This window comes from Streptomyces sp. NPDC026500 (genome assembly GCF_055567635.1).
Genome location: NZ_JBVHQB010000058.1, coordinates 1 through 13,026 on the forward strand (window position 1 = coordinate 1; position 13,026 = coordinate 13,026).

Consider the following 13,026-nt stretch of genomic DNA (forward strand, 5'->3'; position numbering starts at 1 on the left):
CCCGCGGAGCGGGATATGCAGCGCTGGCGCGCTGCATAGAGCGCGAATTGCGCAAGCGCAATTCGGGATTCCCGCGCAAGCGCGGGAATGAATTCCGTAAACGGAATTCTAAAGCAGAGTACAATTCGCGCAAGCGCGAATTGTGGGCATCCGCGCAAGCGCGGTTGCCTGGGCCGGCAGCAAGAGTGTGCATCGCGTGTCCTGCCTGTGTAGTGACTGGGAATCACAGCTCATACCCTATGAGAGAGATGACGATCCAACAGAGTGTGCAACCCGGTGGGATGCCGGACTCAACTGCAGTGACGGGCTCCGCTGCGCTCCACCCGAAACCCTCCCCCACTCTTCCCTGCTCTCAAAGTCTGCCCGATCGCACCCGACAAAACCTCACAAGAGTACACATTCGTTCGCCACTGTGAGGCCAGTATTAGGCCAGGAACAACCCATATGATGAACCTGATGCATCACTCATGACTACTGTGTAGAGTCTGGGGTCAGACAGCACCACCACCGGCCCTCTTCATCAACATCAGACTTTCCAGTCCGATTGCGTGCCGCATAAGGAGAACACGGGAATGGCCGTGAAACTGCGTGACCATCAGATCGAGGCCGTTGCCGCCATTGTGCGCGGTCTCGACATCCCACCGGACGGCATTCCCTTTAACGGTCTGCGCGGGCAGGTACACGCCGCATGCGGAACGGGAAAGACTCTCATCGCGGCAGCGTCGGCCAAACGCATGGTGCCCAAGGGACGCATTCTCGTCCTGGTACCGACACTGGACCTCCTGACCCAAACCGTGAAGGCGTGGCGCGCGGCCGGGCATGCGGGGCCGGCGGTCGCGGTGTGCAGCCTGACCGACGATCCGGAACTGTGGAGCATGAAGGTCCGCTCCACTACCAACCCCGTACAGCTGGCCTTGTGGCACGGCTCCGGACCGGTGACCATCTACACCACCTACGCCAGCCTCGGCGTCCTGGCAGAGGCCTTCGAAGGCCTCTACGGCCAGCAGCTCGCCCCCGTCGACCTCGCGGTGGTGGATGAGGCCCACAGAACGTCGGGGGCGATGGGCAAAGCGTGGACAGACATTCACAACCAGGCCGTGATCCCGGCGCACCGCAGGTTGTATCTGACGGCTACTCCGCGGATCTGGGAGGAACGGCAGCTCAGTCGGGAGGTCGCGGAGGGGGTACGGGATCCACTGCCGCGTGAGATGGCCGCTTCCATGGACGACGAGAAGGTCTTCGGGCCCGTGCTCTACAAGCTCTCGCTCGCCTCCGCCGTCTCGCGGGGCCTGCTGGCCCGGTATCAGATCATCGTGTTGGAGCTGCAGGACCCGGTCGTCACCCCGGAACGGCTCATGGGCGAGGACCGGCACACCGAAGAAGTGCGGGGGCAGCGGCTCGGAGCCCTCCAGGCAGCACTGCTGCACACCATGGCGCAGCACAATCTCCAGACGTGCATCACCTTCCACCACCGGACCATCGAAGCCTCTGCCTACGCGGAGGGCTTGGAGCGCGTCGCAGCGAAGCTGCATGCCGACCAGTCGGAGAAGTACCCGGCGAAGGTGTGGGCGGACTGGCTGTGCGGCGAGCACGCCCCCGAGCGCCGGCGGGCCGTGCTGAGCGAGTTCGGCACCACCGCACGGCGGGCAATTCTGTCTAACTGTCGCGTTTTGGGTGAAGGTGTGGATATTCGGGCGGTCGACAGTGTTGCCCTCCTAGACCCGAAGGGCGCGCCGCACGACATCGTGCAAGCCATCGGACGCGCGCTTCGGCAAAAGCCCGGACAAGGGAAACTCGCCTCGCTGATCGTGCCGGTATTCCTCCAGCCCGGAGAAAAACCGGAAGACATGTTCACCTCCGGATCGTACCGACCCTTGGTGAAGGTATTGGAAGGTCTGAGGTCTCACGACGAAGAGGCCATTGAATTGCTTGCGATCCCGCAAGAGCCTCAGAAAGACGTAGCACAGCCGTCCGTGAATATTGGTGTCGCGCCCGAGGAAGGTGCGGAAGAATCCCGCTTGCTGCTCCGTTTCGCCGCTCCACGGGACCCGGTGATGGTCGCCGAGTGGGTGTCCTTCAATGTGATCGACACCGAACGCCAGGACTGGGCCCGCGGCTGGGCCGCACTCAAAAAGTTCACGGAGCGTGAGCATCACGCCAGAGTTCCCTACGGACACCGCGAGGGCGCGATCCCGCTCGGGCAGTGGATCGCGGAGCAGCGGCGCGCGTACGGGGCCGGACAGATGACCGGCCAACGCGCCCGGCGACTCGAACAGTTGGGCATGGTCTGGAGCCTGGCGGATGAGCGGTTCCAGGAGAACCTGGAAGCTGCCAAGGCGTACTACGACCAGCACTGGACACTGTGCGCACCTCGCTCCGCCACCGCGCTCGACCGCCCCGTGGGGCAGTGGCTGTCCAACCTCCGCCGCCCCGATGCCCTAGCCGGACATCCGGAGTGGGAGGCAGCGCTCCTGGCGGTCGATGCGGACTGGAACCCGGTATGGCCGGCGGACTGGCAACGCCACTACGCCGCACTCCACGAACTCCTCGCCGACGAAGACGGCCAGGCCAGCGAGACCGAGGTTCTGCCCGGCTTCACCGTGCATGGGATGGACGTCGGGAAATGGCTGGCCAAGCAGAGCACTTCGGTGGTCTGGCAAGCCCTGACCGAAGGGCAGCGCGAACGCCTGGAACAACTCGGCATCACACCGCCGGCCCCAGAGCCGGAAGCGGTCGTGAATCAGTCCACGACGCCCGTGAGCGCCTTCGAGAAGGGCGTAGCAGCCCTGGCGCAGTACAAGGCACGCACCGACTCCGTGACCGTCCCCAGAGGCCACGTAGAACGGCTGCAGGACGGGACAGAAGTCAAACTCGGAGTGTTCCTGTCGAACACGAAGACTCGGCGCGCCAAGCTCACCCCTGACAAGCTCCAGCAGCTCGCCGACCTCGGGCTGGAGTGGGCCAGGGCGTAAGGGCATTCGAGAGGGGAACGACAGCGTGAGAATCATGCTCGACAACAACATCTGGTCCTATTTGGGGGATGAGCGGGCCGGGGACCGGTTCAAGACGGTCGCTCATTCCCTCGGACATCGCGTGGTAACCGCGCCGAGCGTCCTGCTGGAGGTGCTGCAGCACCCCCGCTCGGACATGCGGGCGGCCATCATCGAGGCCATCACGACCGCGACGGACGAGCGGCTGCGCAGCGAGGCCGACCGGGAGGGCGCCGAGGTCATCTCCGAGGTACGCCGTCTGCACCCGGAGTGGATGCGGGCAGTGCCCGACACCGGACGCGAGGCGACGTGGCGTACGTACTGGACCAAGAGGTTCTGGCGGGAGGCAGTGGAGTACCACGACCGATTGCGCGACGCGGAGCCAGCTCGGCGGACCGCGCGTACGGTGCGCTTCCTCGTGGATAACCAGAAGGAACAGCGAGAGCGTTGGCGCGAAGCTGGCTTCGATCTCCGCGACCTCTCCCGGATCACGCTGGCTCCGAGTGAGGAGACCCCGATCGAACAGCGGGCCGGGTGGCCATCTGACGAATGGATCGCGGCATGGCGGCCATACAGCCAGGAGGTGTACTGGCATGCCTTCGCGAGGGGTCGCCGAACTATGTTCACGCATGAGGAGGCCACTTACGCCGACTGGGTCGGCGCCCGGGTAGACCTCCGCGCTATGTGTGCCTCTCGGGAGGCGTTCAACCGGTTCTGGCTATACGAGGTGGAATCCGCGTACATGCCACGCGCTTGGCTCCGATGGGCAGCAGACACCGTACAGATGGACATGAAGGTAACCGACGGCAACCCTCTTGACGTCCAACACGCCTCCTACCTGCCGGACTGCGACGTGTTCCTCACCGCCGACAAGAACTTCGTACGCGTGCTGGACCGCATCGCGGAACAGGCTCCGGTCCTCGTGGGACGGGCCTATCGGGTAGCGCCGGCGGCCCACGACGGCATCGTGGAAGCGATTGAGGCCACGCTGCGCACCCTCTGAGTCGCTCGGCGCCGGGCGGCCCGCGCGGGGCAGCGCTTCACGCTGCGGTTACGGCGCTGCGGAGCAGGGATCACTGGTTGAGGTTCTCGTCGCGGATCGCAGCCCGAGCGCCGCGCCGATCCGCAGGCCGGTACGCGCCAGCAGCGCAATCAGGAATCGTTCCCTCGGCCGCCCCGCCAGAGCGATCATCTCGGCGATCTGCTCCGCAGCTCAAGCGATGGGCGCAGGACAGAGCGCGAGGCGAGAAGCTCGGCAACCAGCCACTTGCAGCCTCGGAGCGGCCGGGCAGGCTGGTGTGCACCACAGGGAGCACCAGCAACCACGCTCCCCGATGCCACTCAGCGCCTGACGGTCTGTGGTGTCGCGTCATAATGCTTGCGGCGTAAGGGGGACATATGGATTCGTCGTTTTCCAACCAGTTCGACGTACAGGCAGTCCTGGAGGACGGGAAGCATCCCGTCCAGTTCGGGACTAACGTGCTGGCCGGTCTTGTCGAGGGAATCGACACGTTCCGCCGTGATCTGGAGCAGCAGCGGCGGTCTCGCAGTCTGGGGCCCGCCATGCTCGGCGCCTTCTTGTGGGTGGACGACGCAGAGCTGCTGCAACGCATCGCCGAGTTCCCCTCCGCTTGCGTGGTGGTGAGCAAGCAGCCACGGGGCAAACGCCACGTAGAGCGGCTACGCAAGGTCGCTGAGGCGGTGAAAGACGCGGCCGGATTCCCGGTTAGTGCCTTCTCCAAACTGGAGGAGCTGCGTTTCCACCAAGGCGGCAAGGCGCCGCTGCTGGGTCCCGGTTCGCCGCAGGAGTACATCCGGTTGCCGGCGCTGCGCACCCTGGGTTACCGCAAGGCCGGGGACCATCTTGTCCCGATCCTCCACACCAAGATGATGTTGCTGGGTGAGCTGTGGTGGCGCAACGAGGACGGCCTGGGGGGCGTGGCGGATGTCACCGGCTTCACGCCACATCGGCTCTGGCTGGGCAGCGCCAACGGCACGGAGAGCTCCCGCCGCAGCTTGGAATTCGGGCTGTGGCTGGAGGATCCCAGCCTACTGGAGGCCGCGCGACGGTTCCTGGTCGAGGTGCTGGCCCACTCCCAGGAGCTCGACCCGGACAGTGACGGCCTCGAGCCCGACCTGGTGGTGCCGGACTACGACGACGAGGCCATGTGGGAAGCCATGACCGCGCTCGCCGACTATGGCGCCGCCGAGGACAGCGAGGACGACGCGTGAACAGCGCAGGCGAGGTCGCGGCTGTCGGCTCGCCCCGGTTTGCACTGCACACCCTGGGCTGGCGGGCCTTCCAGGACCTGTGCGCGGCCGTCCTGCGGGAGGTATGGGGGCAGTCGGTGCAGGCATTCGCCGACTCCAACGACGGAGGCCGGGACGGTGCCTTCTACGGCACCTGGCAGCCGCCTACAGGCCCCAGTAGCGTGCACGACATTCCACAAGGGCCGTTCGTGCTGCAGTGCAAGCACACCAAGAAGGTTGACGCCACGCTCGCTCCGTCCGAGCTGGACGACGAATTCGATAAGGTCAGCGCCCTGGTGAAGCGTGGCGTGTGCGGCACGTACGTTCTACTGACGAACGCGCGGGTCACCGGTACCTCCGAGGAGGAGATCCGCCGTCGGCTGCGCGCGGCCGGGGTGGCACATCCGCTGGTCCTGGACGGGCAGTGGCTGAGCGACATGATCGCCGCGCGTCGCGGACTGCGGATGTTCGTCCCCCGCGTCTACGGACTCGGCGACCTATCGCAGATCCTCGACGAGCGCGCCTACGCCCAGGCCTCGGTACTCATGGCGTCCGCGCCCGAACAGGTGGCCACGTTCGTCGTCACCGGCGCCTACCGCAGGGCCGCCCGCGCGCTGTGTGATCACGGCTTCGTGCTGCTTCTGGGCGACCCGGCCGTAGGTAAGTCCGTCATCGCCCTGATGCTGGCCATCAGCGCGGCCGATAACTGGGGATGTACGGCCATCAAAGCCCGAACCTCCGAAGAACTCGTGCAACGCTGGAATCCGCATGAGAAGGATCAGTTCTTCTGGCTCGACGACGCCTTCGGCTCGGTCCGCCACGAGGAACACCTCACGCACGCCTGGGCGCGCGACCTGCCGCACGTGATGAGCGCAGTCAAGAACGGCGCCCGGGTGGTGCTGACCTCCCGCAGCTACATCTACAACGAAGCCCGCCCGCTGCTGAAGTCGTACGCCTATCCCCGGCTGCACGAGCAACAGGTCACCGTGGACGTCGCCGACCTCACGCGCGAAGAGCGGCAGCAGATCCTGTACAACCACCTCGCCGCTGGCGATCAGCCCCAAGACGTGCGCGCCCAGATGAAGCCGCATCTGGAAGCAGCAGCCGACGCCATTCCCTTCCGCCCCGAGGCCGCACGCCGCCTTGGGCTCCTGGCATTCACTTCCAATCTGTCCATGACCCAGCGCGGCATCACAACATTCATGGTCCAGTCCCAGCAGTTGCTCGGCGATGTCTACGACCAGCTGGATCCCCACGCCCACGCAGCGCTCGCCCTCACGTACGCAACGGCTCGAGACGAGACGTTGCCCGGCCTGCCGAGCCCGATCGCCCTCGATGACGGCGACCGCGACATCATCGAACGAGCCAGCTCCACACAGGCCGGCGTCAGCAAAGCCTTGACCACACTCACCGGTACCTTCCTCCGCCTCAACACGTCATCCGACGGACAGGAGTACTGGGCCTTCCACCACCCCACTCTTCGAGAAGGCTTCGCCGCCTGGCTGGCCACCCAGCCACACCTGCTGCCGGTCGTTCTCACTGGCATGACCGACCAGGCTCTTCTGTCACGCACTGATTGTCTCCACCGCGACAGCGAGCAGCGCGAAGGCACTCTGCTGCGTATTCCACCTTCGCTCTACAAGCAGGCAGCGAAAGGTCTGGCCGCCGTGCGTGCCCGCCCCTACGGGCGCCTCGAGTCGTGGCAGCATCATCTGCCTCCGGAGGAGGCTGTCCTGTCGTATGTGGTGTACCGCGGCTGCGACACATTCCTGCGTGCCTATATGGCTGCAGACCCGCAACTGAGCGAAGCACTCGTCAAATTCCATTCCCCGGCCCAGTACGACAGCCGGACAACGCTACTCGCACGGCTCCACCAGACCGGTCTTCTGACAGAGGACGTTCGGCAACGCGCCATTGACCGAATGAAAGAGCTGGCCGTCTCCGGCCCGGACGCCTCCTGGATTGAGGACAAGGACTGGCAGAAGAAGGTCTGGCATCTCCTCCTCACCGACGAGGAGCGTGAGCATCTGTTCGAGCACGTGCGCCAAGAGCTCGTTCCGACACTTGTAGACGTGGTTGGCGAATGGCTATCGGACGCTACCGGAGACGATGACGACCCCATCGAGAGCGCGTTGTTCTGGTACTACCTGGCCTTCGACCAGCGGGGCGACGACGACGCAGCCGCAGAGTTCTACCATGCACGCGACTTCTATAACGACGAGCGTCGGTCTCGGCCACCCAGCCAAGACAGTTGGGAGCCTGACGCTGCGAACGATCGCGGCGGTCAGCGGGGCAGGCACCAGCCTTCTGGCTCGCATCGCAGCCTCTTCGACGACATCGATCAGTGATCGACCTAGGAGCTGTCCCGTAAGTACGACTATCTCGAGATCGCGTACCGCCACCTCCTGAAGTACGCGGACGACTTCCTGGATCACTTCCCTGGCCAGTAGGACCTGGCTAGATCAGCCCCGTCCGGCTCCGCGTCCCGGCAGGATGATCGCCATGGGATCGGAGATATGGGCGGGGCTGTTCGGTCTCGCAGGAACCCTGATCGGTGCGGCCGTCTCCACAGGTGCAGTCGTGTGGCAGCAGCGCCGGACTGCACACGACGCCGAACGGACATACTTGCTGGGCCTGGCCGAGTCGGCAGCCAACGAGTGCATCAGGCTGAGCTACGTGGTCCACGCGCACTACAAGAAGGGCGTCGGAGATGAGCGAAGCCCAGACGGCCGGGAGTGGCACGCAGAGCTTCAGCGGCTGAACCAAGCTCTAGAGGAGCAGGCGCTGAGGTTCCACGATAAGCAGATACGTGACCTCCTGGCCCGGATGCACGCTGAGATCCTGATCCGCGCCGAGTGGGTCGGAGACCCAGAAGGCTGGCCGCCGAGGTACATCCAGATCTGTGGGGACATCCGCCTGGTGATGGGGACGGTCCTTCGACGCCAGCCCTTCCCTGAGAGGGTCTGGGAAAACTATCCCGACCCGTCATGACGCCCGTGACGTACCTGCCCTGACCGAGCCGGCCGAGAGGATTCGACGTGCAAGCAGAGGTGTCAGTAGGCCTGTTCGGCCTCGTGGGTGCCGTGATCGGTACTGGTGGCGCCCTGTTGGGCGGATGGCTCCAGCAACGGCACCAGGCGAACACCGCGAAGGCCGAACGCCGGGAGGAGCGCCGGTACACAGCGGGTCAGGCAGCATTGCTCATACGCTTCCGCCACGCCACTGCAAGCCGCATCAATGACGACGAGGGCGTGGACGCCTGGACCGAGGCGTTCGTCGAGTGGAGCGTCAATGTCCACAAGGACCGCCTGTCAGCGGTCACGCTTTTCGGCTCTGGCGAAGATCTTGTGACGGTGGCAGCGCGAAACGCTGGTAGGCATGGCTCAATGCGCATTGGGCCTGTTCGCCTACTCGTAAACGGTGGCCGCGCTGAGTGCTCGTGCGATGAAGGTCCAGTCGCCGTTGGCCGGAACTTCCTTGCCGAAGTTTCGGTACCAGCCGTCCGAGCTGGCTATCCACGCCGCAAGGGCTTCAAGGAAATGGTCGAGGGTGTGGTTCTCCCAGTCGTGTCCTCGCTGGAGGTAGTCCCGGTGTAGGTCGCGGACGAATGCGACCAGCTCATCGCGTGTCTGTATCTCGTCATCAGGGGTGAGCGGCATGGGAGCAACCTAGCCTGCGGGCGTGTAGGGGTTCCTGGGCGAGCGTCAGGTGGCGAGGAGTATGCGTCTGCGGAGCAGGTCGAGGTTGGCTCGGCCGAACCCCATCCGCTTGAGGAGCTTGACGCGCGTGACGTGTCCCTCGACTTGGCCTGAACTCCACGGGCTGCTCAGTGCGGCGGTGACGGCGTCGAGGTCGCGGCGTAGACCGTTGACCAGGGAGTGCAGGGCGGGAAGCTCGTCCTGCGTGACCCGGTCCATCCAGGCGGGCAGTTGCGCGCCGCGGAGGTCGCGCATCATGTCGGCGAAGTCGCGGACGTGCCGCGCGCAGGCGTCGAGGTGTGGGCAGGCGGCTCTGATCTCTTTGAGTCCTGCCACGTCGGCGTCGGCGAGGTGCCCGGGGTTCGTCATGATCCAGCGCACGATTCGGCGGGGCTTCGGTGCCGGCCGCGGTTCGGGAGGAGGGGCTGGCGGCTGCCTCGGCCTGGGACTATGGGGCTTCTTGAATGGGCGGAAGTAACGGCGGACGCACTGGATGTCGCCGGTGAAGCCCTGCTCACACAGTTCGCGGTGGAGCTGGGGAATGTCGTGGCAGCCCTCGTTCCACCGCCGGTGCAGGTAGGTCTTGTAGGCGTCCAGGATGGAGTTCCGGTTGACCGCCTTGACCAGGAGTTCGTCGAGGCTCTGGGCGCGGGCGAAGCGCCGCACCGTCGAGTGGTCCAGCCGCAGCTCGCGGCGGATCGCGGCCAGCGACATCCCCGCGGACAGCCGCTGCTGTACCGCCTCGTACCGCTCGGTCGTGCGGGCGACCAGCCGCCGTGGTTGCCCCATGACATCGAGCGTGCCGTCGGGCGGGATGAATGGCACGGCCTCGATGGACGGTCCCGCGGTGACCAGGGTCTCCGCGGCAGTCTCCTCGGCGACCGGAGGCGTGGCGAACCTGGCCCGGATGCAGGGATGGTGGGCGCCAACCGTCTTCTCCACGGCTTCAGCGAGATTGCGCCAGAGATGCCAGCCGTCCGCGACCTGCTGGGCTTGCGGGGCTCCGGAACGAGTGCCCTCGGCGTAGGCGCCGGCCCGGTCACGGCAGATAATCTCCACCTCGGGGTGGCCACGCAGCCACGCGGCCAGCGACTCGGCATCCCGGCCGGGAAGTACGTCAAGCGGTCGGCGGGCCTCCAGGTCGACCAGGAGAGTGGCATAGGTATCGCCCTTGCGCAGAGCGAAGTCGTCGACGCCCAGGACTCGGACTTCCGAGGCAGGCGGGTCCGGCAACGCACGCAGGAGATTCAAGAGCGTGTCCTTGGCGACCCGGATCTTCAACGCGGCAGCCAGACGAGCGCCGGGACGGCCCGCCAGACAGAGCGCCATCGAAACGAGCACGCTTCGCAGCAGGGGCGTGTAGCGGGCGTGCGGGCTGGTCAGCCCGGGGACCTGTTCGGCGAACGTCAGTGCCTCACAACGGGAGTTGAGGCATCTGAACCGGCGCACCTTCAGCTCGATCACGACGGACGCACCGCCCAACGGAGCGTCGGACAGCCGACGAATGTAGCGACCGTGCACTCGCCACGACGGCATCCCGCATCCTGTGCATCTCCCTGGGAGTGACTGACAGGACGCACGTAACGTGACCGCCCCCGCCGTCCGCTTGACCGACTCCACCACCACATCAGCTAAATGAGGCAGCAACCGCCCCAAATCCCCTGAACCGCACACCCGATATATGCCCAGCTCAGGCGAGTGACATCACAAGATCTCCGACAGAGCCGAATTACGTGACCGTCCACACCACCGAATGCGGCAGTTCATCGACACCCACGACTGGATCAGCTGCTACTTCCTGCCGGCCTACGCACCCGACCTCAACCCCGTCGAGGGCATCTGGTCACTACTGCGACGCAGCAGCCAGGCCAACACCGCCTTCACCGACCCCGACCACCTCATGCGCACGCTCCGGCACGGTCTCCGCCAGATCAGCATTGAATCCTCCCCCAGCTAAAGCAGGGGGATTCCTGGCTCACGCTGCCTGCGGGTCAGCGACCCAACAGGTCTTCCGCGATCAACACCAGCCGGGTTGAAACCAGCCCGGTTTGATACAGCAAAGCTTGGAGGCGCATGTGCTGCCTTGGCTCTCGATCAGCACGGTGTGCACGCTTGGTTCTCGCACCACACGGCGTGCAGCAGCTACCCAGTCAGGTGGACGGTGTTTCGCCCTGGGGGCGAAATCCCGTTTCCTGCCCTGCTCCGCAGGAGTCCGATTCTCCCCCGCAAGCGGGAGGTACCCCCACCCCGGCCTGAAGGCCGGGGCATCCTCGGAGGAACCCGGTGAGCCCAGCCGAGTGATCACGCGACCTGCCGTGATCGCTTGAGTTGGCGAGCTGATCGACAAAATTGGCGGGCAACCGTTCGGCGCGGTTGCGCCAGCGCCGCTATGGTCCCGCGAGGTGTCGTCACGCGGGCACGTGGAAGGTGCTTACGGGTCGAGGGCAGGCGAAGTGCCCAGGTGCCGAGGGCGGCGACGAACGGTAGAACGTAAGGGTGAGGGACGAGAACAGCCCTGATGAGGACGCACAGCCGCACCGTGTGGCAAGGCCTGCGATCGACTACCAGGCGCTGTTCTCCATCACTCCCAGCCCCTGCATGGTGCTGAGCCCGGATCTGGTGCTCGCCGACATCAACGAGGCGGCCTGCCGGGTGACCGGCCGTACCCGGGAGGATCTGCTCGGGCGGTATCTCTTCGACGCCTTCCCTCAGAATCCGGCGGACCCCGATGCCGACGGCGTGCGGAATCTGCACGCCTCCTTGCACCAGGTCCTGCGCTCGAAAGAACCGGACACGATGGCGCCGATGAAGTACGACATTCCCGTGGCCGACCGGCCCGGCGTGTTCGAGGAGCGATGGTGGTCCGCGATCAACACCCCGGTGCTCGGGCCGTACGGGCAAGTGGAGTGGATCCTCCACCGGGGGGAGGACGTCACCTCGTTCATACGCTCCCACCCCCGCCTGCGAGAAGGTGGGGCGCTCAGCGACGTGGAGGCGAGGGAGGTCGAACTGTACGCGCGGGCGCGTGAGCTCAAGCGACTGAACGAGGAACTGCGCCAAGCCCACGCCCGGGAACGCCGGGTCGCCCTCACCTTGCAGGAGGCCATGCTCCACTCGCCCCACCTGCCCCGGCACCAGGACACCGCAGTGCGCTACCTGCCCGCCGCTGGGTCACTGAACGTGTGCGGCGACTGGTACGACGTGGTCGACCTGCCCGATAGCAGATTCGCCGTCGCGGTCGGCGACGTCGTCGGCCACGGCCTGGAAGCCGCCGCCGTCATGGGCATGCTCCGCAGCGCGTTGTCCGCCGTCGTCCGGGCCGTCGAACGGCCCGCGAGGGCCCTGGACGTCCTGGGCCTGTATGCACGCGACGTGGAGGGTGCGCTGGCCGCCACTGTCGTCCAAGCCGTCGTCGACACCCGCGCTCGCCGCATCATGTACAGCAGCGCCGGCCACCCGCCCCCCGTCCTCGTCCACCCAGACGGCACCTTCGACCTTCTCGACCGGGCCACCGACCCACCGCTGGGAGCCCGCCCCCAAAACGTCCCCCACCCCCACGCCGACCTGCCCTACACCCAGGGCGACACCCTCGTGCTCTACACCGACGGCCTCATCGAACGCCGCGGCGAGGACATCGACGCCAGCCTGCAACGCCTCACCGACGCGCTCACCCGCCATGCAGACCACGAACCCGAAGGCCTTGCCGACGCCCTGCTCGCGGACCTCGGCGTCAGCAGCGGCGCCCGCGACGACGTCGCCTTGATCGTCATCCGCCTATGACCCGCGCGCCGCCACCGGATGCGCCACAGGTCGCGCATCCCGCCAACTGAAACGATCCGACCACGCCTGCGGGATTGCCTGTCGAACCGGGCGTAGCGACCACGAATTCGCCATCTATCCCGAACACAGCACACCGTCGAACTGGCCCGTGCCCTGGAGGAACGCCAAGCCGAACTCGTCGCCGCCCGGGCAGCCAACTGGGACCTGACCCGCGGGGGCCTCCCCCTGAGTGGTGGACACGCTGATACTGGATCTGCTTGATCCGGAGGAAGCGAGAAGACCGCCGATGGCGATGAAGGACTACTCGG

General features: G+C 65.9%; 8 protein-coding genes and 1 pseudogene. 7 read left to right on the forward strand and 2 right to left on the reverse strand.

Annotated features, from left to right (window positions below; genetic code table 11):
* Positions 1-572 precede the first annotated feature (572 nt).
* The 5 genes from ACZ4N5_RS42730 to ACZ4N5_RS42750 all read left to right on the forward strand — a co-directional run bounded on the left by ACZ4N5_RS42730 (position 573) and on the right by ACZ4N5_RS42750 (position 8,231).
* Complete coding sequence (locus ACZ4N5_RS42730) at positions 573-2,972, forward strand: helicase associated domain-containing protein (RefSeq protein WP_467762367.1); 2,400 nt, start codon at positions 573-575, stop codon at positions 2,970-2,972.
* 34 nt (positions 2,973-3,006) lie between these two features.
* Complete coding sequence (locus ACZ4N5_RS42735; protein ID WP_467762368.1) at positions 3,007-3,993, forward strand: hypothetical protein; 987 nt, start codon at positions 3,007-3,009, stop codon at positions 3,991-3,993.
* Positions 3,994-4,388: 395 nt separating this feature from the next.
* Positions 4,389-5,222, forward strand: coding sequence for a hypothetical protein (locus tag ACZ4N5_RS42740; protein WP_467762369.1), 834 nt, complete (start codon positions 4,389-4,391; stop codon positions 5,220-5,222).
* On the forward strand, positions 5,219-7,588 hold the full coding sequence (locus ACZ4N5_RS42745; protein ID WP_467762370.1) for an nSTAND3 domain-containing NTPase: 2,370 nt from the start codon (positions 5,219-5,221) through the stop codon (positions 7,586-7,588). The genes ACZ4N5_RS42740 and ACZ4N5_RS42745 overlap by 4 nt, the downstream gene beginning before the upstream one ends.
* A gap of 154 nt (positions 7,589-7,742) precedes the next feature.
* Positions 7,743-8,231 (forward strand): hypothetical protein, encoded by a 489-nt coding sequence (locus tag ACZ4N5_RS42750; RefSeq protein WP_467762371.1) that lies wholly within the window; start codon positions 7,743-7,745, stop codon positions 8,229-8,231.
* Between the two features lie 416 nt (positions 8,232-8,647).
* On the opposite strand, the gene ACZ4N5_RS42755 is transcribed toward ACZ4N5_RS42750, so the two are convergent.
* Both ACZ4N5_RS42755 and ACZ4N5_RS42760 read right to left on the reverse strand, forming a co-directional pair.
* Positions 8,648-8,899: a DUF7660 family protein gene (locus ACZ4N5_RS42755; RefSeq protein ID WP_467762372.1), complete on the reverse strand. Its 252-nt coding sequence runs from the start codon at positions 8,897-8,899 to the stop codon at positions 8,648-8,650.
* A gap of 45 nt (positions 8,900-8,944) precedes the next feature.
* Positions 8,945-10,612 (reverse strand): ISL3 family transposase, encoded by a 1,668-nt coding sequence (locus ACZ4N5_RS42760; protein WP_467762373.1) that lies wholly within the window; start codon positions 10,610-10,612, stop codon positions 8,945-8,947.
* 76 nt (positions 10,613-10,688) lie between these two features.
* On the opposite strand from ACZ4N5_RS42760, the pseudogene ACZ4N5_RS42765 reads away from it, so the two are divergent.
* Positions 10,689-10,883: pseudogene (locus ACZ4N5_RS42765) on the forward strand (transposase); the annotation flags it as partial.
* A gap of 653 nt (positions 10,884-11,536) precedes the next feature.
* Positions 11,537-12,718: a PP2C family protein-serine/threonine phosphatase gene (locus ACZ4N5_RS42770; RefSeq protein ID WP_467762374.1), complete on the forward strand. Its 1,182-nt coding sequence runs from the start codon at positions 11,537-11,539 to the stop codon at positions 12,716-12,718.
* The last annotated feature ends 308 nt before the right edge of the window (positions 12,719-13,026 follow it).

Coding starts and splice junctions, on each gene's coding strand:
- ACZ4N5_RS42730 (WP_467762367.1), top strand. CDS start 573: ATGGCCGTGAAACTGCGTGACCATCAGATCGAGGCCGTTGCCGCCATT.
- ACZ4N5_RS42735 (WP_467762368.1), top strand. CDS start 3,007: ATGCTCGACAACAACATCTGGTCCTATTTGGGGGATGAGCGGGCCGGG.
- ACZ4N5_RS42740 (WP_467762369.1), top strand. CDS start 4,389: ATGGATTCGTCGTTTTCCAACCAGTTCGACGTACAGGCAGTCCTGGAG.
- ACZ4N5_RS42750 (WP_467762371.1), top strand. CDS start 7,743: ATGGGATCGGAGATATGGGCGGGGCTGTTCGGTCTCGCAGGAACCCTG.
- ACZ4N5_RS42755 (WP_467762372.1), bottom strand. CDS start 8,899: ATGCCGCTCACCCCTGATGACGAGATACAGACACGCGATGAGCTGGTC.
- ACZ4N5_RS42770 (WP_467762374.1), top strand. CDS start 11,537: ATGGTGCTGAGCCCGGATCTGGTGCTCGCCGACATCAACGAGGCGGCC.